The 24,292-nt window shown below is 66.7% G+C and carries 23 protein-coding genes and 1 pseudogene; 10 read left to right on the top strand and 14 right to left on the bottom strand.

All coding sequences use genetic code 11. The features are described 5' to 3' along the window. Positions 1-53 precede the first annotated feature (53 nt). From G6N67_RS17680 to G6N67_RS17645, 8 genes are all read right to left on the bottom strand, one after another. Positions 54-1,568, bottom strand: a complete 1,515-nt coding sequence (locus G6N67_RS17680) for an APC family permease (RefSeq protein WP_036434732.1) — start codon at positions 1,566-1,568, stop codon at positions 54-56. A 105-nt stretch (positions 1,569-1,673) separates the two neighbouring features. Then, a complete protein-coding gene (locus G6N67_RS17675; protein WP_036429907.1) occupies positions 1,674-2,606 on the bottom strand; it encodes a LysR family transcriptional regulator in 933 nt (310 codons plus the stop codon). Positions 2,607-2,693: 87 nt separating this feature from the next. After that, entirely contained in the window at positions 2,694-3,101 is a 408-nt protein-coding gene (locus tag G6N67_RS17670) for a hypothetical protein (protein ID WP_036429909.1), read from the bottom strand. Between the two features lie 3 nt (positions 3,102-3,104). Further along, positions 3,105-4,343, bottom strand: coding sequence for an O-succinylhomoserine sulfhydrylase (locus G6N67_RS17665; RefSeq protein WP_036429911.1), 1,239 nt, complete (start codon positions 4,341-4,343; stop codon positions 3,105-3,107). Further along, on the bottom strand, positions 4,328-4,741 hold the full coding sequence (locus G6N67_RS17660; RefSeq protein WP_036429913.1) for a rhodanese-like domain-containing protein: 414 nt from the start codon (positions 4,739-4,741) through the stop codon (positions 4,328-4,330). Before G6N67_RS17660 ends, G6N67_RS17665 begins: the two co-directional genes overlap by 16 nt. Then, positions 4,738-5,196 (bottom strand): Rv0361 family membrane protein, encoded by a 459-nt coding sequence (locus G6N67_RS17655; RefSeq protein ID WP_036429915.1) that lies wholly within the window; start codon positions 5,194-5,196, stop codon positions 4,738-4,740. Before G6N67_RS17655 ends, G6N67_RS17660 begins: the two co-directional genes overlap by 4 nt. Next, complete coding sequence (purT, locus tag G6N67_RS17650) at positions 5,193-6,608, bottom strand: formate-dependent phosphoribosylglycinamide formyltransferase (protein WP_081812441.1); 1,416 nt, start codon at positions 6,606-6,608, stop codon at positions 5,193-5,195. The genes G6N67_RS17655 and purT overlap by 4 nt, the downstream gene beginning before the upstream one ends. Positions 6,609-6,632: 24 nt before the next feature. After that, positions 6,633-6,935 (bottom strand): UBP-type zinc finger domain-containing protein, encoded by a 303-nt coding sequence (locus G6N67_RS17645; RefSeq protein WP_036434736.1) that lies wholly within the window; start codon positions 6,933-6,935, stop codon positions 6,633-6,635. 37 nt (positions 6,936-6,972) lie between these two features. Here G6N67_RS17645 and G6N67_RS17640 point away from each other — a divergent pair, with 37 nt between their 5' ends. The 6 genes and pseudogenes from G6N67_RS17640 (at position 6,973) to G6N67_RS39020 (ending at position 14,148) form a co-directional block, all read left to right on the top strand. After that, positions 6,973-8,565, top strand: a complete 1,593-nt coding sequence (locus tag G6N67_RS17640) for a Na+/H+ antiporter (protein ID WP_036429917.1) — start codon at positions 6,973-6,975, stop codon at positions 8,563-8,565. Next, positions 8,558-10,564: an MMPL family transporter gene (locus tag G6N67_RS17635; RefSeq protein WP_036429919.1), complete on the top strand. Its 2,007-nt coding sequence runs from the start codon at positions 8,558-8,560 to the stop codon at positions 10,562-10,564. Before G6N67_RS17640 ends, G6N67_RS17635 begins: the two co-directional genes overlap by 8 nt. Before the next feature lie 10 nt (positions 10,565-10,574). Then, positions 10,575-11,381 carry an alpha/beta fold hydrolase gene (locus G6N67_RS17630; RefSeq protein ID WP_036429921.1) on the top strand — a complete coding sequence of 269 codons (807 nt, stop codon included), beginning with the start codon at positions 10,575-10,577 and terminating at the stop codon, positions 11,379-11,381. After that, positions 11,382-12,398, top strand: a pseudogene (locus G6N67_RS17625) (cytochrome P450); the annotation flags it as partial. It abuts the gene before it with no gap. A gap of 17 nt (positions 12,399-12,415) precedes the next feature. Continuing rightward, a complete protein-coding gene (locus G6N67_RS17620; protein ID WP_036429923.1) occupies positions 12,416-13,030 on the top strand; it encodes a TetR/AcrR family transcriptional regulator in 615 nt (204 codons plus the stop codon). Positions 13,031-13,155: 125 nt separating this feature from the next. Further along, positions 13,156-14,148, top strand: a complete 993-nt coding sequence (locus G6N67_RS39020) for an EspA/EspE family type VII secretion system effector (RefSeq protein WP_220101421.1) — start codon at positions 13,156-13,158, stop codon at positions 14,146-14,148. 23 nt (positions 14,149-14,171) lie between these two features. Here the strand turns inward: G6N67_RS39020 and G6N67_RS17610 are convergent, their stop codons facing one another. From G6N67_RS17610 to G6N67_RS17585, 6 genes are all read right to left on the bottom strand, one after another. After that, entirely contained in the window at positions 14,172-14,870 is a 699-nt protein-coding gene (locus G6N67_RS17610) for a DUF5642 family protein (protein ID WP_131524585.1), read from the bottom strand. Between the two features lie 426 nt (positions 14,871-15,296). Continuing rightward, on the bottom strand, positions 15,297-16,526 hold the full coding sequence (locus G6N67_RS17605; protein WP_036429925.1) for a hypothetical protein: 1,230 nt from the start codon (positions 16,524-16,526) through the stop codon (positions 15,297-15,299). Beyond that, positions 16,513-16,956: a carboxymuconolactone decarboxylase family protein gene (locus G6N67_RS17600; RefSeq protein ID WP_036434741.1), complete on the bottom strand. Its 444-nt coding sequence runs from the start codon at positions 16,954-16,956 to the stop codon at positions 16,513-16,515. Before G6N67_RS17600 ends, G6N67_RS17605 begins: the two co-directional genes overlap by 14 nt. A gap of 5 nt (positions 16,957-16,961) precedes the next feature. Continuing rightward, positions 16,962-17,843, bottom strand: coding sequence for an NAD(P)-dependent oxidoreductase (locus G6N67_RS17595; protein WP_036429927.1), 882 nt, complete (start codon positions 17,841-17,843; stop codon positions 16,962-16,964). Beyond that, on the bottom strand, positions 17,840-18,592 hold the full coding sequence (locus G6N67_RS17590) for an SDR family oxidoreductase (protein WP_036429929.1): 753 nt from the start codon (positions 18,590-18,592) through the stop codon (positions 17,840-17,842). Before G6N67_RS17590 ends, G6N67_RS17595 begins: the two co-directional genes overlap by 4 nt. A gap of 21 nt (positions 18,593-18,613) precedes the next feature. Next, the gene (locus tag G6N67_RS17585; protein WP_036429931.1) at positions 18,614-20,083 is read right to left on the bottom strand and encodes an aldehyde dehydrogenase; all 1,470 of its coding nucleotides are present in this window, start codon (positions 20,081-20,083) and stop codon (positions 18,614-18,616) included. Positions 20,084-20,272: 189 nt separating this feature from the next. Here G6N67_RS17585 and G6N67_RS17580 point away from each other — a divergent pair, with 189 nt between their 5' ends. Genes G6N67_RS17580 through G6N67_RS17565 form a run of 4 tightly spaced genes read left to right on the top strand, consistent with a single transcriptional unit; the run spans position 20,273 to position 24,292 of the window. Continuing rightward, on the top strand, positions 20,273-20,881 hold the full coding sequence (locus G6N67_RS17580; protein WP_036429933.1) for a TetR family transcriptional regulator: 609 nt from the start codon (positions 20,273-20,275) through the stop codon (positions 20,879-20,881). Beyond that, a complete protein-coding gene (locus tag G6N67_RS17575) occupies positions 20,878-22,080 on the top strand; it encodes a cytochrome P450 (RefSeq protein ID WP_036429935.1) in 1,203 nt (400 codons plus the stop codon). The genes G6N67_RS17580 and G6N67_RS17575 overlap by 4 nt, the downstream gene beginning before the upstream one ends. Before the next feature lie 26 nt (positions 22,081-22,106). Further along, positions 22,107-22,934, top strand: coding sequence for an SDR family oxidoreductase (locus G6N67_RS17570; protein WP_036429936.1), 828 nt, complete (start codon positions 22,107-22,109; stop codon positions 22,932-22,934). Then, positions 22,931-24,292, top strand: a complete 1,362-nt coding sequence (locus tag G6N67_RS17565) for a lanosterol 14-alpha demethylase (protein ID WP_036429938.1) — start codon at positions 22,931-22,933, stop codon at positions 24,290-24,292. The genes G6N67_RS17570 and G6N67_RS17565 overlap by 4 nt, the downstream gene beginning before the upstream one ends.

The raw sequence follows: 24,292 nt of genomic DNA, 5'->3' as shown, positions 1-24,292 counted from the left end.
CACGGCGCGAAAGTGCGAGTGCTCCGCGCCGTGACCGCAGGGTCAAACGGTGATCAGTTGTGTGTCTTGGCGTAGTCGGATCCGGCATCGCCTGAGCGCAGCCGGGCCTTGAGCCCGGTGGCCCACCAAATCGCCGCCAGCGCAACCACTCCGAGGAGCACCCACTTGTTGTTGGTGAACTGGGGCAGGAAGAGCAGCGTGACGGCGACCGCGCCGAACACCACGAGTGCGGTGACGTAGAGCGGCAACCGGAATCGGCCGAGGTCGAACGTGCCGGGCTCGGCCGGCGGGATGGTGCCCTGGCGGTATCCGATCAGCAGCCCGATGGTCTGCAGGATGTAGACGAAGAAGAACAGCAGCGACGCGATGCCGATGATGTAGTTGAACGCTTCCTCGTTGACCAGGGCCGACAACAGCAGCAGCGCCGACAGGCAACCGAGGCCCAGCACCGCGTAGGTGGGTGTCTTACTCGCAGGCGACACGTGGCGCCACACAGACGAGAACGGCAGCATGTTGTCCCGCGCCATCGAGTACGTCAACCGGGTGGCCACCAGGATGTTCGCCAGCAGGCAGGCCAGGATGTTCGTCAGTGCCACGGCCACAACGACTTTGGTGACCACCGGACCGGCCTGCTGGTTGATGATCTCTTCGATCGGCGCGGCCGCATTGGCCTCGACCGCGGCGACATCGCGGATCGCCAGCACGTAGACGATGTACATCAGCAACTCGATCACGATCGAGGTGACCAGCGCGTAGAACATGGTCTTGGGCACCACGCGCCGGGCGTCCTTGGTCTCCTCGGCGACATCGGCACCGGACTCGACGCCGATCAGCCCGAAGAAGGGCCCGAGCGCGGCCGCCAGCCAGGCCAGCAGATACGAATCCTTGTCCCCGGCCTCACCGCCCGTGAACAACACCGAGATCGGCTGGTGGTTCTCGGGCGCCGAGAACGCGATGATCGCGACGAGTGCGGTTGCGCCGACGGTGATCACGAGCTCCAGGCTCACGCCGATGTTGTTGACCATGGTCGCGAACCGCACGCCGTAGATGTTGATCAACACGCACAGGAGCACCACGCCGATGGCCACCAGGATCTGTTCGCTCTGGCTCATGTTCCAGCCGAACAGCCCGCCGAGGTAGCCGGACAGGATGAACCCGACGCCGGTCATCCCGCAGACCCAGCCCATCAGCGCGATGAACCCGGTGAACCAGCCGAGGCTCGGGCCGTTGATCCGGCTGATCCACTGGTACGAGTAGCCGGCGAGCGGGATCTTGGCGGTCAGATCCGCCGCGATGAACGCCCACAGCGCGAACACCGCGCCCGCCAGCAGCAGCGTCCAGACGAAGGGCCCGCCCGCGGTGAAGTAGCCCGCGCCGAATCCGGTGAACACCGCGGTGGTGGCGCTGATGGTCGCGAAGCCGATCGCGAACGACGCCAGCGTGCCGACCGAGCGGTCCAGCTTCTGGGTGTATCCGAATTGGGCGAGCTTGGCATCCTCGGTGCTCAGGGTGACATCCGGGTTGGGCGAATGAGTGGGTGGCGCCCCGCCGCGCAATGCATCGGTCATGATCACTCCAGGTCAGACGTAAGCCAGAATCGGTTGATGTAAGGAAAGCGCCACCGGACGGTCATCGGAAGTTCGATAATTTGATCTGCTGATAAAGCCGATTTATCACTGCTGGACGGCGGGCAGCGGGCCGCCGTCGCCGAAGTCGCCGAAATTCCACTGCTCCCGCACATGCCTGATCAACGCGTCCGCCTGCGGGCTCAGCGCACCGGGGGGCCAGGCGAGCGCGACGTGACTCGGCGGGCGGTCGGTGATGGGCACGTAGACGATGCCGGGACGGTCGTAGAACCGCGACACCGATGCCGTGGTGAAGCTGATGCCGAGCCCACGCGCGATGGCCGTCGTCTCGGCTTCGTAGGTCGCGGCGACCGCGGCGATGGTCGGTGGCCGGTTCCCGCGGACGTCCATCGCCATCCAGTAATCCCGCCACGAACCAGCGGTCAGCGGCGCGCACACGATGGGGTCGTCGAGCAGTTCGGCGATCTCGACCTCGCTGCGGCCCGCGAGCCGATGGTCGCGGGGCAGGCACGCGACCCACGATTCGGAGTCGAGGATCAGCATCCGGTGCTCGGGCAGATCGACGGGCGGGCGAATCAACGCGACCTCGGTGCGCCCGTCGGCCAGTCCCGCGGTTGGATCACGGAAATCGAACTCGATGGGCTCGACGCTCACGTCCGGATAGGCCGTCTCGAAGTGGCGCACGATCCGGAACACCAGATCGGCCCCGGTTCCGATCAGGTAGCCGAACCGCAACCGGCCCTGGCGGGTGCCCGACAGCGTGACGAGATTCTCGACCACCGCGTCGATTCCGCTGAGCGCCTGCTGCACCTGCGGCAGCCACGCGGCACCCAGATCGGTCAGCGCCACTTCGCGCGTGTTGCGGTTGAGCAGCACGACACCGAAGGCCTGCTCGAGCTGCTTGATCGCGGTCGACAACGCGGGCTGCGTGATGAACAGACGCTCGGCGGCCCTGCGGTAGTTCAGCTCCTCGCCCAGCACGGCGAAGTACCGCAGCTGCCGCAGCGTCACCTCGGTCATGCCGCAAGGCTATCCCCGGCGAGCAGACGCGCGGGTACCCGAGAACGCCGTTACCGGGGTACTTTCACGACTGCTCGCGCTAGAACGCTAGAAGGTGGGCAGCGGCTGACCGGCGCGGTAGGCCTCGATGGTGTCGAGATGGTCGACGAGCTCGTCGTGCGTGAACTCGTAGCGTTCGGTGCTGCCGACGAACACGATGCGCACGATCTCGCCGTCCTCGGCCGCGTCGAGCCACAGCGAGGTCACCGGCAGGCCGTCGGACACCTCGGCGCCGGAGGGCTCGTAGAACCAGATCGCGTAGTCGTCGTCGGACTCGTCCTCGTCAAAAGTCCACCCGCGCTCGGTGATTCGCTCGTCGAACTCGGCCAGGTCGGCGACGATGCTGTCCGGGATGTCGGCCAGCTGCTCGACCATCTCCTGCGGCACCCAGCGCGCATCCTTGGCGGCCTGCCGCTTCTTGCGGCGGGCCTTCTTGGCGTCGCTCTGCTTGGACACGCCTCAGCTCAACGCCTGGTCGAGGTCGGCGATGAGGTCCTCGGTGCCTTCCAGGCCGACGGAGATGCGCACCACGCCATCGCCGAGACCGATGGCCGCGCGGCCCTCGGGCCCCATGGCCCGGTGGGTCGTGGTGGCCGGGTGGGTCACGAGTGTCTTTGCGTCACCGAGGTTGTTGGAGATGTCGATGACGCGCAGCTTGTCGAGCACCTCGAACGCGCGGTCCTTGCCGCCATCCAGTTCGAAGGTGACGACGGTGCCGCCGCCGCGCATCTGCCGCTTGGCCAGGTCGAACTGCGGATGTGATTCCAGGAACGGGTATTTCACCCAGTTCACGCCTGCCTTGACCTCCAGGAACTCGGCAACCGCCTGCGCCGAGCGGTTCGAGTAGTCCACCCGGACCGCAAGCGTCTCAAGACCTTTCAGCAGCGTCCAGGCGTTGAACGCGCTGATGGCCGGGCCCGTGTGGCGCATGAGCTTCTGCACCGGGCCGTCGATGTATTCCTTGTCGCCCAGGATGGCCCCGCCCAGCACGCGGCCCTGCCCGTCGATGTGTTTGGTGCCCGAATACACCACCACATCGGCGCCCAGCGGCATGCCCTGCTGCAGCAACGGGGTGGCGAAGACGTTGTCCAACACCACCTTTGCGCCGGCAGCGTGGGCCAGCTCGGACACCGCGGCGATGTCGACGAGCGACTGCATCGGGTTGGACGGCGTCTCGAAGAACACCGCCTGCGTGGGCACCGAGAGGGCTTCCTCCCACTGCGAGAGGTCGTCGCCATCGACGAACACGGTCTCGACACCCCAGCGCGGCAGGATCTCGTTGCACACCACGAAGCACGAACCGAAAAGGCTGCGTGCGGCCACCAGCCGATCCCCGGCACCCAGCAGCGCGCCCAGCGACGTGAACACCGCGGCCATTCCGGTCGCGGTCGCGAAACATGCCGGGGCGTCCTCGATCAGCCGCAGCCGCTCCTCGAACATCGAGATGGTCGGGTTGCCGTAACGGGAGTAGACGTAGCGGTCGATCTCACCGGTGAACGCCTTCTCCGCGGCCGCCGCCGACTCGTAGACGTACCCGGACGTCAGGAACAGGCCCTCGGCGGTCTCCTCGAACCCGGACCGCAGCAAGCCGCCGCGCACGCCGATGGTGGCCTGGCCGACGCCGTCGGGCAATGCCGCCGGGATCCGGACGGACGGTGTTTCTGGTGAGCTCACGATTGCCCCTAGCTCTGTTTCCATGGCAGGCCGACGGCCTTCCAACCAGTGGCGCCGCGGTGCCGGTGCTCGTCGAGATTGCCCTCGAAGCCGTCGAGCATGTTGTACGACGGGCCGATGCCCGCGCTGGTCGCGGCCTCCGCAGCGCCGATCGAACGATTGCCGGAGCGACACAGGAAGACCACCGGCCTCTCACCGGGCGTGATGCCGGCCGATCGGAGATCGTCGACGAAACCGTCGTTGTGGCTGCCGTCGGTGCGGTTCCACTCGATGTACACGACGTCGCGCTGCAACGACGTCAGGTCCGGCACTCCGACGAACCGCCACTCGGCCTCGGTGCGACAGTCCACCAGCACCGCCTCGGGGTCTTCACTCAGAAGTTTCCAGGCCTCCTCAGGCGTGATGTCTCCTGCATAGCTCACGGCCGTGAGTCTTCCACACCCGAGCACACCCGCCATTGGCCGTCCTCACGCACGAACGTGGTCTCGGCATCGACTTTGGTGTCGGGCGTCTTCTCGAAGTGGTACACCACGGTGCCCGTCGCCCGGTCACCGTCGATGCGCACCCCGGTGATGTCGTCGACGTAGCGGGCGCCGTTCTTGGCCACCGAATCACGTTGCCGGGCGAGGAAATCGGCTTCCGTGCCCTGCTGTTCACGGCACGTGTAATCGGCGAACTCGCGGAAGTTCTCGCGCTGCATGGCGTCGTTCTGGCCCACCGCGGCCCGGCCGACGCGCTGATCCTCCGACAACCCGTCACCGCGGAACAGGCTCGACACCCAGATGCCGATCACGACGAGCACAATGATGGCCAGTGCCCCCAGGAACGGGGTCATGGTGGGCCGGTCGGCCGCCGGCTGGTCGGTGTCGTCGCTCATGACTGCCAGAGTTTGCGCAGCGCAGTGCCCACGCGGCGGGCCCGGTCCCGCGCGACGATCACATCGGGGGCCGTGGCCAGCGCGAGGCCGAGGCGCCGCCGGTCGTCGGAGTCGTCGGCACCGGCGAACAGCAGCACGTCGCTCTCCGAGGTGGCGAGCGCTTCCGAGAGCACCGCGCCGACGTGCGGCTCAGCGTTCCCGCCGGGTTCCGCCACGGTGCCGCCGTAGGTGAGTTCGGCCGCCGCGGGCGAGATCATGATCGTGTCGACCGCGAGCCCGAGGATGGCCCTGGCGTGCAGCTCGAACTCGGTCAGCCGCTGTGACCGCAGCGTCACCAGTCCGCTGTCGTGCGGCCGGATCCGGACATCGGAGAAATACACGTCGTCACCGTGTACCAGCAGCTCGACGGCGAACACCCCGCGTCCGCCCAGCGAGTTGACGATGCGCGCGGTGATCGACTTCGCGGCGTCCAGCGCGGCAGGCGGCAGCTGCTGGGGCTGCCACGCTTCGAGGATCTCCCCGTTGGTGAGCCGATGCCCGATCGGTTCGCAGAACTGCACGGCAGGCCCCGCGGGTCCGGTGGTGCGGATGGCCAGCAGCGTGACCTCGTGGTCGACCTCGACCACCGATTCGGCCAGCACCCGGTTGTGCGGGATGCGGCCCGCGGCGATCGCGCGTTGCCACGCGGGCTCGATGTCGTCGGGACGCAGTAGCACCGACTCGCCGTCGCGCAGTGCCCCCACGGTCGGCTTGACCACGAGCGGGTAGCCCGCGTGCTCGGCCACTGCCGTGAGTTCTTCGACCGATCCGGCGAACCAGAACGGCACGGTCGGCAGGCCGAGTTCGTCGGAGGCCAGCCGGCGCAGGCCCTCACGATCCTGGCTGAGCCGGATGCTGCGGGGTGTCGGCAGCACGTCGACCACGCCGCCCTGCGCCACCGCGATCAGCGCGTCGGCCGCGATGACGCCGGATTCGGCCACCACGTACTGCGGTTTTTCGCGCTCGATGAGGGCAGTGAGTTCCTCGGCGTCGTTCATCTTGATCACCGCCGACCGGTCGGCGACCCGGTGCGCCGGAGCGTCGTACCGGTCGACCGCCACGACGACGGCGCCGAGCCGCTGGAAGGCCAGTGCCAGCTCGCGGCTCAGTTCACCCGAACCGAGCAGCAGCACGGTCGGCCGGGGATCCGCGGGCGCCGCCTCCGGTCGGGCCGGTTCTTCGACGGCCTCGGCTGCGGATTGCGCATCAGCAGGTTGGTCGCCGGTCACCTCACTGCCGTCGTCGACGGCCTCGTCGGCGGTTTCCGCACCGGGCGCGGTCTCGGTCACCGCACCGGCCCCGTCGGCCCCCGCGTCCCGCTCGGCGTCACCGTCCTCGGTGTCCTGCACGGCGTCCTCAATCGATTCACTCATCGCGCCCCCAAGCCTGCCAGATCGTCAACCGACACGAAGGTCGATATAACACCACCGCCAACTCTCGCCGGGCTCCGCCGAGCGCATCACCGGATGGCCGCTGTGCTCGAAGTGCTTGTGGGCATGTTGGTGGGGACTCGAGTCGCAACAGCCGACGTGGCCGCACGTCATGCACATCCGCAGGTGCGCCCAGCTACTCTCGCCGAGTTCCTCGCACTCCTGGCACCGCCCCGGGGTGATCGGCTGCGGCTCGGGGACTTCGGCGGCGAGGTGTTCACAGGTCGCGGGCGGCGAGTCCTGCTCGCGCCGGCGTGATCTCCTCAACATGTTGATCAAGGATAGGCACGGAAGGAGGTCTGACGACGTGGGAGCCTCATTGCTGGCCGCGCTGGTGGCGTCGGTGCTGCTGGCCGCCATAGCCCGCCGCTGCGACGTCTCGGCGCCGCTGGCCCTTGTGGTCGCCGGGCTGGCAGGCAGCGCGATCCCAGGATTCGACGACGTCCATCTCGAGCCCAAGCTCGTGCTGTTCGTCATCCTTCCTCCCCTGCTGTGGTCGGCCGGGCTGGAGAGCAGCTACGTGGCGCTGCGCCGCAACTTCCGCACCATCGGCATGCTCGCGGTCGGACTGCCGCTCGCCACGACGTTCGTGGTGGGCATCGTGGCGTTCCACACGGTCCCGGAGTTGACCATCGCCGCGGCCCTGACCCTCGGGGCCATCGTGGCCCCGCCCGACGCGGTGTCTGCCACCGCGATCGGCAGACGCCTTGGGTTGCCGCGGCGCACCATGACCCTGCTCGGCGGGGAGAGCCTGCTCAACGACGCGACCGCGTTGACGGCGTACAAGGTCGCGCTCGCGGCGGCCATCGGCACGGCCGCGACGTGGAACACCGCGCTGGGCACGTTCGCGCTGGCCGCGGTCGGCGGCGTGGTGGTCGGCGGCGTCATCGGCATGATCACCGACTTCATCCGCACGCGGCTCGACGATCCGCTTGTCGAGAGCGCCGTCGGCCTGGTCGCGCCGTTCTTCATCTACCTGGTGGCCGAGGAGATCCACGGTTCGGGCGTGATCGCTGTCGTGGTCGCGGCACTGCTGCTGGGCCAGCGCGAGACCCACGCGAGCTACGCGACCCGGCTGCAGGACAAGGCCGTGTGGAAGGCGCTGCAGCTGGTGCTGGAATCGTTCGCGTTCCTGTTGATCGGCCTGCAGCTGCCCAAGGTGGTGCGCGAGCTGCACGGCATCTCGGCGGCCACGCTCGCGATCTCGTCGGCCGCGGTGCTCACGGCCGTGATCGCGGTCCGCGTGATCTGGGTGTACGCGTTCGCGTACGTGCCGCGGTTGCTGTTCCCCAAGACCCGCGCTCGGGACGAGGAACCGACGCGAGCCCAGGTGTTCATAGTTGCGTGGGCCGGTATGCGGGGCGTGGTTTCGCTCGCGGCGGCCTTTGCGGTGCCCGCGACGACGCTTTCCGGGGACATTTTCCCCGGGCGGCCGCAGCTGGTGTTCCTGACGTTCGTGGTCGTGGTCGGCACCCTGCTGCTGCACGGGCTGACGCTGCCGTGGTTCATCCGCGTGCTCGGGGCCCAGGGCAACGAGGCCCACAGCGACGCGATCGCGACCGCGGCCGCGCAGGACAAGGCGGCCAGGGCCGCGGCCGAACGGCTCGACGAGCTGCTCGCCGAGCAACCGGCCGGCGGCGACGTACCCGAGCGCGCGGCGGACGTGTTGCGCGCGTGGAACACCCGGCGCCGCAACGCCGCGTGGGAACGGCTCGGCCGCGACGACGAGGACATCGGGGAGAGCCCGACGTCGGCGTTCCGTAGGCTGCGACTGGAAATGCTTGCCGCCGAACGCGAGACATTCATCGCTGAGCGTGACGCGGGCCACATCGACGACGAGGTGCTGCGCACTGTGCTTCACGGACTCGACCTGGAAGAAGCGACCTTGAACCGTGATTAGGCGCTTGGCGTGGCTCGCGGCGCTGGTCGTGGTGGTCTCGGGCGCGCTGTTGGCGTTGCTGGGCAGTGACGACTCGGGTTCCCGGTCCCCCGTCGCGGTTCCGCCCGGTGCGGAATCCGCACGGGCCGAGGCGCTGCGGTCCGAGTTCCCCGGCGGTGACCGCGCGCCCGCGATCCTGGTTGTGACCAGGGCCGACGGCACCGAACTGAGCGCGGCCGACATCGACGCGACAGTCGAAGCGCGCCAACGCATGACCGACGAGGCAGGCCCGCCCGTGTTGGTGTCCGACGACGGCAAGGCGGCGCTGGCCACCGTGCCGGTCGACACGGGCCTTTCCGGTTTTGCGCTCGACGACGCAGTGCAGGGGTTGCGCGGTGCGGCCGCCCAAAGCCTGCCCGCCGGGCTGCGTGCCGAGGTCACGGGAGGCCCCGCATTCGGTGCCGACATCGCCAATTCCTTTGCCGGAGCCAACATCACGCTGCTGGCGGTCACCGCGACCGTGGTGGCGCTGCTGCTGATCGTCACCTATCGCTCGCCCGTGCTGTGGCTCGTGCCGCTGTTGGTGATCGGATTCGCCGACCGCGTCGGCGCCGTCGTCGGCACCGCGGCGGCATCGGGGCTCGGCCTCAGCCCGGACGGATCGACCGCGGGCATCACCAGTGTGCTGGTGTTCGGCGCGGGCACCAACTATGCGCTGCTGCTCATTTCGCGTTACCGGGAAGAACTGGGCCGGACCGGACAGCACCGCGAGGCCCTTCAGATCGCATTGCGTGCGGCCGGTCCGGCGATCGTGGCGAGCAACGCCACGGTGGTGCTGGCCCTGCTGACCCTGCTGTTCGCCACGGCGCCGAGCAACCGCAGCCTCGGGGTCCAGGCTGCGGCGGGCCTGATCGTCGCGGCGATCTTCGTGCTCGTGGTGCTGCCGCCGCTGCTGGCGCTGTGCGGCACGCGGTTGTTCTGGCCGTTCATCCCGAAGCCCGGTGCACAAGCGTTGACCGACAACGGTGTCTGGCACCGGATCGCCGACGCCGTGGCCCGGCGCCCGGGCCGCGTCACCATCGGGTCCGTGGCCGTGTTGGCGCTGCTGTGCACGGGCCTGGCGGCGACGCCGATCGGCTTGTCGCAGACCGAACAGTTCCGCGTGCAGGCCGAATCGGTGACGGGCTATCAAACGCTGGCCGCGCACTTCCCGAGCGGCCTGACCAACCCGACCACGGTCATCGCGTCGAGCGCCAAAGCGGCGGGCGTGCAACGCGCCATCACCGACACCGCGGGCGTGGTGTCGGCCACCTCGGCCGGTGAGTCACCGACCGGGTTGAGCCAGTTCTCGGTGGTGCTCAAAGCCGCACCGGCCTCCGCGGAATCCTTCGAAATCGTTGATGCGCTGCGTGATTCGATACGCACCGCCGACCGCAGTGCGCTGGTGGGCGGACCCGACGCACAGGCGCGCGACGCCGCAGCCGCGGCGCAGCGCGACCGGACGGTGGTGATCCCGGCCATCCTGGCCGTGGTGCTCGCGGTGCTCTATGTGCTGCTCCGGTCGGCGCTTGCACCCGTGCTGCTGGTGGCCGTCACGGTGCTCAGCGCGCTGGCCGCGCTCGGCCTCGGCGGCTGGGCCGGCGTGCACGTGTTCGGATTTCCCGCACTGGACAACAGCACTCCGCTGTTCGCCTTTCTGTTCCTGGTGGCGCTCGGCGTGGACTACACGATCTTCCTGTTGACCAGGGCCCGCGAGGAGACCCCTGAACACGGCACGCGGCAGGGCATCGTGCGGGCCGTCTCGGCGACCGGCGCCGTCATCACCTGTGCGGGCGTGGTGCTGGCCGCGGTGTTCTGCGTGCTGGGTGTGCTGCCGCTGATCGTGTTGACGCAGTTGGGCATCATCGTAGGGTTGGGCATCCTGCTGGACACGTTCGTGGTCCGCACCGTGATCATCCCGGCGCTGTTCACGCTGATCGGCCCGCGGATCTGGTGGCCAGGGCTGCGGGCCGACCCGTAGCGTGGCGGGTATGCAGGAATTGCGGCTACCGACCAGGTTGGGCCGGCTGCGGGTCCGGGTCTTCGGCGACGGCGAGGCGATCCTGTTCTGGCCCAGCCTGTTGATGACCGGTGACATGTGGGCCGGACAGGCGGCGGAGTTCAGCCCGTCGCACCGCGTCGTGCTGGTCGATCCACCGGGCCACGGCGGCAGCGAGAAGCTCACCGCGCCTTTCACTTTCACGGACTGCGCACACACCGTCGCCGAGATCCTCGACGGCGTGGGTGTCACGCGCACGCACTTCGTCGGCAATTCGTGGGGCGGGATGATCGGCGGCACATTCGCCGCGCTGCACCCCGAACGCATCGGCAGGGCCGTGCTGATGAACTGCACGGCTTCGGCCGCCGGGCGGCGCCAAAGGCTCGAGTACGGGCTGCTGCTGCGGACCGCCAAGGCGCTCGGCGGGATCCGCGGTCCGCTGACGCGCTCGGTGCTCAAGGCGTTTCTGGGCCCGACGACCATGCGAACCCGGCCCGACGTGGTCGCGTTCGTGCGGGATGCGGCGCGCCGCGTCGACGTCGAATCGAGCGCGTGGGCCGTGACCAGTGTGGTGCCACAGCGTCCGGATCAGCGCGAGTTGCTGTCCCGCGTGCGGACACCGGTGCTGGTGGTCGCCGGAACCGAGGACGCGACGTTCGGACTCGACGAGACCATCGCGATGGCCGACGCGATCCCCGGCGCCGAGATCGCGGTGCTCGACGGCGTCGCGCACCTGGCCGCGCTGGAGAACCCGACCCTCGTCAATGCGTTGATCAGGGATTTCGTCGTGCGCGAGTAGACCAACGCCAAGGGGGCCGTGATGCGGCTGCCCGAGGGCGTCACGTCCGAACAGCTCGACCTCACCAAGGCATTGCTGATCAACCACGACGCGCCCGAGCACACCCGGCTGCGCAAGCTGGTGTCGCGGCTGTTCACGCCGCGTTCGGTGGCCGCGCTCGAGGAGAAGCTCGCTGTGGCCGCCCGCGAGATCGTGGCCGCCGCCGCCGAGAAGGACAGCGGCAACTTCGTCGACGACATCGCGATGAGCCTGCCGCTGCTGGCCATCGCCGACTTGATCGGTGTGCCCGAGGAAGACCGCGAGAAGCTCTTCCACTGGACGAACGCGATCATGAACACCGACGATCCCGATTTCGACAGCGATCCGACCATGGCCAACGCCGAGCTCATGGGCTATGCGTACAACATGGCCGAGCAGCGCCGGAAGTGCCCGGCCGACGACATCGTGACGCGGCTGGTGCAGGCCGACATCGAAGATGGCGCCGGGGGCGGCATCACGGACGTGGAGTTCGCGTTCTTCGTGATCCTGCTGGCGGTGGCGGGCAACGAAACCACCCGCAATGCCATGACGCACGGGATGAACGCGTTCTTCGAAAACCCGGACCAGTGGGAACTTTTCAAGCGCGAGCGGCCTGCCACCACGGTCGACGAGATCGTCCGGTGGGCCACGCCGGTGCACTGCTTCCAGCGCACCGCACTGTCCGACACCGAGATCGGCGGCGTGACGGTGCGCGCCGGGCAACGCGTGGGACTGTTCTACAGCTCGGCCAACTATGACGAATCTGTCTTCGACAACCCCTTCGAATTCAACATCCTGCGCGACCCCAACCCGCACCTGGGCTTCGGCGGCAACGGCGCGCACTACTGCATCGGCGCCAACCTGGCCCGCATGGAGATCAAGCTGATGTTCAACGAGATCGCCAACCAGATCCCGGACATCTCCAAACTCGGTGAGCCCCAGAGGCTTCGGTCCGGCTGGATCAACGGCGTCAAGGATCTGCAGGTCTCGTACCGTTAGCTGGCTACAATTCCCGGGTGCGCACCCATGGCTGGGCCGGTTCAGCACCGGCCACTGACGAGGAGGCCGTGGCACGCATCCTGGCCGCGGCAGGCAAGGCGATCGACGAGCGCGGCGCCGACTTCTCCATCGCCGACGTCGCCCGCACGCTCGGTGTCACCCGACAGACCGTCTACCGGTACTTTCCCAGCACCGAAGCGCTGCTGGTGGCTGCGGCGGTACACGCCGCGAGCGACTTCCTCGACCGGTTGGCCGCGCATCTCGCGGGCATCACCGACCCGGTCGAGGCCGTCACCGAGGCGATCGCGACGGCCCTGGAATGGCTGCCCAAAGACAAACACATCGGGCTGCTCATCGCGCCGGGGCGGGCCGATTCGCACACCGAGTCGGTCACCTCGGACATGGCCGTGGATTTCGCCCGGGCCGTGCTGCGCCGGTTCGACGTCGACTGGCAGGGATTGGGGTTCACCGACACCGATCTCGACGAGCTCGCCGAGCACCTGCTGCGCATCATCCAGTCGTTCGTCATCGATCCCGGCCGACCTCCGCGCACCGGTCCCGAACTGCGGGCGTACCTGCGTCGGTGGGTCGGCAGCGCCGTCGTCGGTGCGGCGAGTGCCCGGACGGAATAGCTCCCCAGGCACCTCCGCCTCGGTGATCCCGCGGCGCAACGGGCATCCGCACAACTTCGTGTCAATGGGCCACCGGGCCGGCACCTAGACTGGAATACGGCCTAGAGACCGGGGGTGCCAGAACCGTGAGTGCGATCGACGCCTTTTATTCGACGTGGTCTCAGGCGCGCGAATCGTTCGGTTCCGGTGTGCCGCAAGATGGTTCCGAATTCGACAAGAGCAACCAGTTGCGCCAACTGCAGTCCTCGGTGCAAGGCGCCGCCCCCGATTCACGATGGCAGGGGCCTGCCGCCGACGCCTACGCCGCCAAGAATGCGCAGCACGCGGCCACCTACGGCAAGCTCGCCGATCTCGACCAGCGCATGGCCGCCGAAGTCAGTAAGACCGCCGGGGTGGTGACTGCGGGTCGCCAGAACCTCGACCAGATCCGGGACTGGGTGGCCAGTGCCGCCGCGTCAGCCCCGAGCGACCGATCCGGCGAAACCATGAAGGTCGCCATCGCCAGCAAGGGCCTCAGCCAGATCAGCGAAATCATCCAACAGTCCAACGACCAGATGAACGCAATCGGCGAGCGCATCCGCGGCATCGGTCGGGAGTACGACGAGATTGGCGGAGACCAGAACAAGAAGGGCACCGACGAGCAGTCCGCAGATGCCCTCGGTTTGAAGGAGGGGCCAGCCCCCACCAGCCAGCCTGCGATCCTCGACTTTGATGACATCAAGCGTTATCCACCCGGGGCACTCGGGCCTCCTGGCCACAAGGAGCTGGTTCCCGGGTCCGGAGTGTGGGTTCCGGACCCGGCCAGCCCGACCTACAAGCCACATCCGCCCAAACATCCAGTCGACCTCGCCGACATCGTGGATCGGGGCCCCGGCAGCCTCGGAGAGCCGTGGGAAACCGAACTCATACCGGGCGCCGGCGTGTGGATTCCAAACCCCGACTACCCAGGTTTTGAACAGAAACCGCCGCAGGTGCCGTTTGACCTCAACAAGATTTCGGTTCGACCTGGTGGCCTGGCTATGCCGTGGGAGATGGAGTTGGGGCAAGGGACCGGTGTGTATGTGCCCAACCCATTCTCGCCGACAGCGAAGAGCCCGGGCGGAGTTACACGAGAGTAGTGGTTCTGCGGGACAACACTATGTCACTCGCCCCTTACTGCCGCGACCGACTTGACGAGGAGGTCGGCATACATCTCCTGAGATCCGGAACTGACATCGACGCGCGCATGAACCGAGACAAACGTCTGATCACCATCTATCGCGTAGTAGACGTAGTCAGCAACTTCAGGCGCGCCGTCTTGTTCGACTCTCACGGCGGCGGTGGTGGCACCGTCAATCTTTGGTGCAGGCAATCTGTCGACTGTTCCCCGTGCTCGGGAGTCTGTACCTTCAAAGGAGATTCGATCACAACCGGCGCTGGGAACATCTGCCTGGAGCGGGCGATTCGATCTCATGGCACCGATGGAAATCTGCTCTTCCTGGGGACCATACGCACGGAGCGCGGCAGACTCGGTTCCCGCCGCAACGTTGACAGGCTTCATCAATGCAACGCAAGCTGGAGGATCGACCGTCACAAGCATGCCTACGCTTGCGACATCATCGGCGTTCGCCGCCTGCTGCTCGTTCAACACACTCGACGGGAACCATTGGCTGTTGTACCCCGATGGAAGATCATCCTTTATATCGGCCAAACGCGAAATATCCTGCGCCGGTGTCTCTGCCGTCGAGGTAACTTCAGCATTATCCGTCACCGAAGCTCGGCAACCGGTCAGGAGAACAGCCATACCAAAGACCAGTGCAACAACCGCGCGTCGCCGCTTTGAACATCCCCCGAATGCCATCCACCCATCGTATGTGGCGGCACAGGGCACGGTGACACTTTTCTCACTGGTCCAGGCTCCATGGACCAAACTCAGGGCGCTACGAGAGGCTGGCAACTGCTGGCACCTTCCCTCCCGCGGCCAACCTTGATTACTGCGTCAGAACTGTTGTTAGCGTGCATGATTCGCGGCTGTGGGGATTTCACCCTGGGCGAGGCGATGGCTGAGATGAGAGGGGCAAACCGTGCTCGTCGCCGGTTTGTCACTTACGAGCACCAGCGCACCCATCGAACGATGACCGCAGCGCACTCCCATCGTCCAAGCCTAAGCGCCGGATGCTCCGCGACCGTGCACCAAACTCGAAGCGTGGTACCGCATGTGGTACCACAGTCCGAAACCTATTTACCATCGCCCGGCTGGTGCACAAGTGACTGCAGTGACGGTCCGCTATACCACCGTCAACGGCAACGACCTCCGCGGCTCGAACACAAACCCGGCTCCCCCGCTGACCTTCGCCACCGCGACTTCACCGAATTCCTTTGCCACCTCACCGGTTTCGACAACACGTGCGGTCCACTCGGCATCCGAACCGAGCACCTCGACGGAAAGATGCGGATCGACCGCGGCGACGATCGCCCGCAAGGGCCGGGTCTCGGTGGGACCGACCAAGGACACCCAAGCGCCATCCTCATGGGCCGGGGAACGACGCACCGACACGGTATCCGGGCCGAACGAAGCGTCGACGTAAGCCGCGGGATTGAGCAGCGGATGCAGTTCGAGCACCCGCACAGCGCCCTCGATGCCGCCGGGAAGGCCGAGAGCCCGGTGAATCCGTTCGGCGCCGAGCCCGGCCACTCCGATGAGCTGCTTGGTGCAGATGTCAGTGGCCAGCGCGGTATCTGTCCCGGCCCGCTTCCCCACCGCGAGCACGAACGAGAGGTTCAGCAGGTGCATCTGCAGGCACACCTCGTCGGCCATGCGGACCAACGCCGAATGCGAGAACGCGGAGAAGTCGAAATCCGACAGCAGCGGGCCGGAATAGTCCGACTGACCCGCATCGGACGTATCGATGGCATCCAATTGCGTTTGCGCAGCCCGGGTCCGGCGGATCACGTCCGCTGCGGGGAGATCGGGCACCTCGGGGTAGGACTCGTCGATGATCACGGTCCACGCACAGTGCGGCTGACGGTCGGCCGGGATACGCGGCGGCCGATGAATCGGCCGGATCTGCGCACGCCGGTTGGTGGCCAGTGCGGTCGCGTCGAACGTGGGGTCTTCGATGTCGTGGCACATGCCGCGCACGTATTCGTCGCCCATCGGCTCGACGTCGAGCAGTGCCCCGCAGTGGTCGAGGTGAAACTCGCCGTGCCACCGGTCGTGCACGGTGTAGCGGAAATCCATGAACTGCGGCGGCGCACCGATGTCGAGCTGCAGACCTTTGAAGATCGTGATGACGTCAACGCCCTCGTACTTCAGCGCTTTCTGCATCCGCTTGGTGTAGATGGGGCTCGACGCCATCCACTCCTCGATGGCGATCTGCAGCATCTCCTCCCGGCCGAAAGACGATATGCACCAGGCCATTCCGGAGCGGTCGATCATCTGACCGATCAACAGCAGCTCTGGAACCAGCGTCACCAGCTCGTCATGGGACAGCGAGGCGTATCTACTTGTCGTCAAGCTCGCTCCCGGTGCTCATCTTGACTGCGGCGTTCACATTGGCCCGCCGGTCCTCGTCAAGCCCTTTCTCGGCGGCCTTGCGCCGCTTGGCCGCAACCTTTGACACCGTTCCATTGAGACCTGATCCGAGCGGAAAACCCACGTACTGGGTGAGGAAGATCGCGATGTCCTTGAGCTCCTCTTCGGTGAACTCACCGTTGAGCATCGCGGCATTCACCTGGACCTCGGCGAGATCCTGCAGACCCAGCGCAGTCACCGCCGACAGGGTCATCAACCGCTTCTCGCGCATGGACAATCCGGGCTTGCTCCAGATGGTCCCGAACAAGTGGTCGACGGTCAGATCGAAGTACGGATCCCCTTCGATGTTCGGCATCTCCCAGCCGTAGACCTCGTTCATCTTGGCCAGGCCCTTGGCGCGCAGTTCATCCATGCCGGTCACTCCTTCGTGTGCGGTACGCCGAGGCCGTCAGCGAGCCTCTGCAGGGCCACCTGGGCCAACGGAAGATCCACTCCCACAACCTCACCGAGCCCGAGCGCCAAGCTCAAGTCTTTCTCACCGAGCCCGCGGGTGTGGGCGAACGCATCGTGCAACCAGTGGTCAGGTGCCAACTCGGACATGTCGTCGCGCACCATGATGGCGCCGGGGCCGCCGGTCAGCGCATCGGTGTGACGCACCACCCGGCCCAGCGCCTGCAGATCCAGCCCGGCCGCTTCGGCCAGCCTCATCGCCTCACACGCCGCGGCGTACGACGTGAAGGTCAGCATGTTGCGGGCCAACTTCATCCGGGTGCCCGCGCCAGGCTCACCGGCGTGGATCACCATCGACGCGAACTGCTTGAACGCCGGCTTGACCCGCTCGTAGACGGGACGTTCGGCGCCAACCATGATCGCCAGCTCACCCTTCTCGGCGGCTCCCCCGCCACCGCTGACCGGCGCGTCGACCACATGGATGCCCTGCGGCTTCAGCTGGGCGGCCAGTTCGACGGCCGTGGTGTCCCTGATCGTCGAATGGATCGCGATCACGGTGTCCGGCTTGGCATGTGCGGCGAGTTCGGCGACCACCGAACGCACCTGCTCGTCGTTGAGCACCGTGACACTGATGATGTCCGCGTCGGCGACGTCGGCCAGATCACCCGCCAATGTCGCGCCGAGCTCTCCGAAAGGCGCCATGACCTCGGCCCGTACGTCGTACACGACGACGCCACCGGGCCACTCGACCAGCCGCTTGGCCATGGGGGCGCCCATGTTGCCAAGGCCGATATAGCCGTACCTGACAGTGTTGGTCGGCTCCTCGCGCGAGCGCTCGTCGGCACTCATGAGCGGATGATCTGTCCGCCGTCGACGTTGAAGATCTGCCCGGTGATCCACCTGGCCTGGTCGCTGAGCAGGAACAGGCACATGCCGACGAGATCTTCCGGCTGTCCCATGCGGGACAACGGGATTCCCTTGACGATGTCGTCCACCATCTCCTTGGGCGTGGTGGTCCGGTTGGCCTCGGTGTCGATCGGCCCGGGTGCGATGGCGTTGATGCGGATGTTCTGTCCCCCGAGTTCACGCGACAGCTGCTGCGTGAGACCGTTGATGCCGACCTTGGCCAGGCCGTAGTAGTTGGCATAGAGCCACGCCGCGGTCGACGACTGGTTGACGATCGCCCCACCACCGCGCTTGGCCATCTTGCGATACACCGCACGCGTGCACACGAGGGCCCCGTCGAGATTCACGCTCATGAACTTCTTGTAGTAGTCCCAGTCGACGGTCAGCAGGAAGTCGAGCTTCATGCCACCGAAGATCGCGGCATTGTTCACGAGGTAGTCGATGCCGCCGAACTCCGAAAGAGTCTGGGCCGCCATGTCGCGAGCAGAGTCGATGTCGGACACGTCGACGCGCACCGCGAGCGCCGACCCGCCCTCACCTTTGATGCCGTCCGCAACCTTCTGCGCGCCTTCGGTGTTGATGTCGGCCACCACGACTGCTGCGCCCTCACGCGCGAGCGCTTCGGCGTAAGCCTGCCCGATGCCCCCGCCGGCCCCGGTGACGATGGCCACCTTGTCATCGAATTGTCCCATTGAGCTCTCCTCTACTGCGCTCTACTGCGCCAACGTGGCGATCGTCTTGATTTCGGTGTATTCCTCGAAGCCGGCCAGGCCCATCTCGCGGCCGATTCCGGATTGCTTGTAGCCGCCGAACGGCGCATCGGCCGAGTACCAGATGCCGCCGTTGACGTTGACGGTGCCGACGCGCATCCTCGACGCCACCGCCTGGGCGCGCGCATCGTCACCGGAGAACACCGTGCCGGACAACCCGTACGGCGAGTCGTTGGCGATGCGTACGGCATCGTCGTCTCCGTCGTGGGCGATCACGGTCAGCACGGGGCCGAAGATCTCTTCGCGCGCAACCCTGGCCGAGTTGTCCAGCCCCGCAATCACGGTCGGCTCGATGTAGAAGCCGGTGTCCAGGTCGGCGGGACGACCTCCGCCGCAGGCGAACCGGCCGCCTTCCTGTACGGCCAGGTCCAGATACGACTGCACGCGGTCGCGTTGGCGCGCCGAGATCAGCGGCCCGCATACCGTGCGCTTGCTGTTGGGATCGCCCGGTTTGATCGAACCCAATGTCCCCGCGGCGATCTCGACCGCCTCGTCATACCGCGTCCGCGGAACCACCAGACGCGTCGTGATCGCGCAGCCCTGCCCGGCATGCATCGCGACGGTGAACGCCGACATCGAGCACGCCCCGGCCAGGTCGGCGTCGTCGAGCACCAGGAACGCCGACTTGCCGCCGAGCTCGAGGAACACCTTCTTCAGCGTCAGCGCGGCGTCTGTCATCACGGCGCGCCCGGTCCCCGTCGAGCCGGTGAACGAAACCATGTCCACGCGTGGGTCTTTCGAGAGCAGCGCACCGACCGAGTGGTCGCTCGACGTGACGATGTTGATCACGCCTGCGGGGAAATCGGTCTGTTCGGCGATGATCTGGCCGACGGCGGCGGCAGCCCACGGTGTGTCCGGGGCCGGCTTGAGCACGAGCGTATTCCCGGCGGCCAGGGCCGGCCCGACCTTGGCCAGGTTGATCTGATGCGGGAAGTTCCAGGGCGTGATGGCGCCGACGACGCCGACGGCTTCCCGCGCCACGACGCGGTTGGTCGGAATACCCTGCGGTGTGGCGTGTCCCAGATCAGTGCGCCACCGGTAGTTCTCCGCGGTGTCGGCGGAGAACGCGAGATCGTCGATGGGGCCTTCCAACTGAGCGCCTGCCGTGAGCATGCGCGGAGCGCCCACCTCGGCGATGGTCAATTCCCGCAATTCCTCGACATTTTCACGCAGCGCGTCGCGCAGCTGACGCAGGCACCGCACACGCAGTTCGGTGTCGGTCGACCAGCCGGTGTCGTCGAAGGCACGGCGGGCGGCCTCGATGGCGTCGCTCATGTCCTCGGCGGTCGCGTCGGCAGCGACGCCGAGCACTTCTTCGGTCGCGGGGTTGACGGTGTCGAACACGCCGCCGCGCCCGGCGACGAGCTTGCCGTCGATGAGTAGTTGACTCTGGCGATCGGCCAGTACCGGCATCGGCGAACTCCACTTCAGGGTTTCTGGACAACTGTCCGGCTGTCTCGTCACGAACGATAGCCGCACTCATCGCGGCGCCGCAAGACCGGGTACCGTCAGCGTGCGCCCGACCGCGGAAAACTGCGTCATTAGCAGCGTATTCACCGTGCGCACTTGCCCAGGGTCCACATCGTCGGATAACTTGGACATGTGTCCAGCGATGCAGTGGCAGCAGTCACAGAATCCGCCGCAGACTCCGATGAGACGCCACGCAACCGGCGCCAGGAGGAGACCTTCCGCAAAGTGCTCGCGGCAGGGATCGAGATGCTGCGGGAATCGTCGTATGCCGATCTGACCGTCCGGGCCGTCGCCGCGCGGGCCAAAGTCGCGCCGGCAACCGCCTACACCTACTTCTCGTCCAAGAACCACCTGATCGCCGAGGTGTACCTGGACCTGGTGCGCCAGGTGCCGTACTTCACCGATGTCAACGACTCGATGACGACGCGGGTCGACAAGGCGGTCCGTGCTCTGACGCTCGTCGTCGCCGACGAACCCGAAGTCGCGGCCGCGTGCACCACGGCCCTGCTGGGTGGTGGCAGCGACCCAGCGGTCCGCAAGGTGCGCGATCGCATCGGCGCGGAGATCCACCGGCGCATCCGGTCGGCGGTGGGCCCCGATGCCGACCCCCGCGTCGTCTCGGCCCTGGAGATGACCTTCTTCGGCGCGCTGGTCAATGCCGGCAGCGGCGCGTTCACCTACCACCAGATTGCCGACCGGCTGACATACGTGGTCGGTCTGATCTTGGGAGAGGACCAATGAGCTTGGAAACCGTCGATCTGGTATTCGACCCGTACGACTACGACTTCCACGAAGACCCGTACCCGTACTACCGCCGGCTGCGTGACGAGGCACCGTTGTACCGCAACGACGACCTCAACTTCTGGGCACTGTCGCGGCACAAGGATGTGCTGCAGGGCTTCAGGAACAGCACCGCGCTGTCCAACAGGCACGGCGTTTCGCTGGACCCCATCTCCCGCAACGACGAAGCCCACCGGGTCATGTCGTTTCTGGCACTGGACGATCCGGCCCATCTTCGGTTGCGCACCCTGGTGTCGAAGGGCTTCACGCCGCGGCGCATCCGCGAGCTCGAGGGCCGCGTCACCGAGATCGCGGTCCAGCACCTCGATGCCGCGCTGCAGCACGAAACCTTCGACTACGTCGATGAATTCGCCGGCAAGCTGCCCATGGACGTCATCTCCGAACTGATGGGTGTGCCCGACGAGGACCGGGTCCGCATCCGGGCACTGGCCGACGGTGTCATGCACCGCGAGGACGGGGTCGCCGACGTCCCCGCCTCCGCGATGCAGGCCTCTGCGGAACTGCTCGTGTACTACGCCGACATGGTCAAGCAACGCCGAAGGCAGGCCAGCGACGACCTCACGTCAGCGCTCATCGAAGCCGAAATCGACGGTGACAAGCTCACCGACGACGAGATCATGGCGTTCCTGTTCCTCATGGTGGTCGCCGGCAACGAGACCACCACCAAACTCCTTGCCAACGCGGCTTATTGGGGCGCCAAGAATCCCGATCAGCTGGCACCCGTCTTCGACGACCACGATCTCATCGCGCCGTGGGTCGAGGAGACGCTGCGCTACGACACGTCCAGCCAGATCCTGGCCCGCCTCGTTTCCGAGGATCTGTCCCTCTACGACACGACCATCCCGAAGGGCGACGTGCTGCTGCTGCTGGCCGGCTCGGCCAACCGGGACGACCGGGTCTTCGAGAATCCCGACGAGTACCGCATAGGCCGAGACATCGGTTCCAAGCTGGTCAGTTTCGGCAGTGGCGCGCATTTCTGCCTCGGCGCGCACCTGGCCCGCATGGAGGCCCGGGTGGCGCTCGCCGAGCTGTTCAAACGAATCCGCGGATACGAGGTGGATGAATCCGCAGCCGTACGGGTGCATTCCAGTTCGGTACGAGGATTCGCGCATCTGCCCATTGCGGTGTCCCACCGCTGAAACCCATCACAGTGGAGAAACGCTAAATGGCCCGTTTTGAACCGCACCCCGCCCGCCGGCCCGCGATCGTGGCCGGCGCCTCCTCCGGGATCGGTGCCGCGACCGCGACCGAACTGGCTGCGCACGGCTTCCCGGTCGCGCTCGGCGCGCGTCGCGTGGAGAAGTGCCAGGAGCTCGTCGACCAGATCAAGGCCGATGGCGGCGAGGCGATCGCGCTGCCCCTGGACGTCACGGATGCCGATTCGGTGAAGTCGTTCGTGCACGGCGCCACCGAGGCTCTCGGCGACATCGAGCTGCTGGTGGCCGGTGCCGGCGACACCAACTTCGGCCGGCTGCACGAGATGAGCACCACCGAGTTCGAGGAGCAGGTGCAGATCCACCTGATCGGCGCCAACCGGATCGCGACCGCGGTGCTGCCCGCCATGGTCGAACGCCAGCGTGGTGACGTCATCTTCGTCGGCTCCGACGTGGCCCTGCGCCAACGTCCCCACATGGGCGCCTACGGGGCTGCCAAGGCCGCGCTGGTGGCCATGGTGACCAACCTGCAGATGGAGCTCGAAGGCACCGGTGTGCGTGCGTCGATCGTGCATCCGGGGCCCACCAGAACCTCGATGGGCTGGAGCCTGTCCGCGGAGAAGATCGGTCCGGCCCTTGAGGATTGGGCCAAGTGGGGGCAGGCCCGCCACGACTACTTCCTGCGGGCCGCCGACCTGGCCCGGGCCATCACGTTCGTGGCCGAGACACCCCGCGGCGGATTCATCGCAAACCTGGAGATCCAGCCCGAGGCTCCGCTCGCCGCCGTCAAGGACCGCCAGAAGCTCGCCCTCGGGGAAGAAGGGATGCCGAACCAATGAGCAACGCCCTCAAGGAAGTACAGCGGGTCTCGGGTGGCGAGGAAGAGCACGGACACCTCGAGGAGTTCCGCACCGACCCGATCGGGCTGATGAAGCGGGTCCGGGAGGAATGCGGCGACGTCGGCTGGTTCCAGCTGGTCGACAAGCATGTGATCCTGCTGTCGGGAGCCGAGGCCAACGAGTTCTTCTTCCGGTCTGCCGACGAGGATCTCGACCAGGCCGAGGCCTATCCGTTCATGACGCCGATCTTCGGCAAAGGCGTCGTGTTCGACGCCAGCCCGGAGCGCCGCAAGGAGATGCTGCACAACTCGGCGCTGCGGGGCGATCACATGAAAGCCCACGCCGCCACCATCGAGGGCGAGGTCAAGAAGATCATCGCCGACTGGGGTGACGAGGGTGAGATCGAGCTGCTGGACTTCTTCGCCGAGCTGACCATCTACACGTCGACGGCGTGCCTGATCGGGCTCAAGTTCCGCGAGCAGTTGGACTCCCGGTTCGCACGGTACTACCACGAACTCGAACGCGGCACCGACCCGTTGTGCTATGTCGACCCGTATCTGCCGATCGAGAGCTTCCAGCGGCGCGACGAGGCCCGGGTGAAACTCGTTGCGCTGGTGCAGGAGATCATCGACCAGCGGCTGGCCAACCCGCCGAAGGACAAGTCGGACCGGGACATGCTCGACGTCCTGGTGTCGATCAAGGACGAGGAGGGGGGCCTGCGGTTCTCCGCCGACGAGATCACCGGCATGTTCATCTCTCTGATGTTCGCGGGTCACCACACCAGCTCGGGCACGTCGTCGTGGACCCTGATCGAGTTGATCCGCCATGCCGAGGTTTATGCCGAGGTGCAGCAGGAGCTTGATGAGCTCTACGCCGATGGCCAAGAGGTGAGCTTCCATGCGCTGCGCCAGATCCCGAAGCTCGACAACGTGGTCAAGGAGACACTGCGGCTGCACCCGCCGCTGATCATCCTCATGCGCGTGGCCCAGGGCGAGTTCGAGGTCGAGGGCTACCCGATCCACAAGGGCGACTTCGTCGCGGCATCGCCGGCGATCTCCAACCGGATCCCGGAGGACTTCCCCGATCCCGACGCGTTCACGCCGGATCGTTACAACAAGCCCGAGCAGGCCGACATCGTCAACCGGTGGACCTGGATCCCGTTCGGGGCCGGCAGGCACCGCTGTGTCGGCGCGGCATTCGCCCAGATGCAGATCAAGGCGATCTTCTCGGTCCTGTTGCGCGAGTATGAGTTCGAGATGGCCCAGCCGGCCGACTCGTACCGCAACGACCACTCGAAGATGGTCGTCCAGCTGGAACGTCCCGCCAAGGTTCGGTACCGCAAACGCGCGAAGGGATGA

The sequence above is a fragment of the Mycolicibacterium mageritense genome (genome assembly GCF_010727475.1).
Taxonomy (GTDB): Bacteria; Actinomycetota; Actinomycetes; order Mycobacteriales; family Mycobacteriaceae; genus Mycobacterium; species Mycobacterium mageritense.
This window is presented reverse-complemented; position numbering and strand designations above follow the sequence as displayed.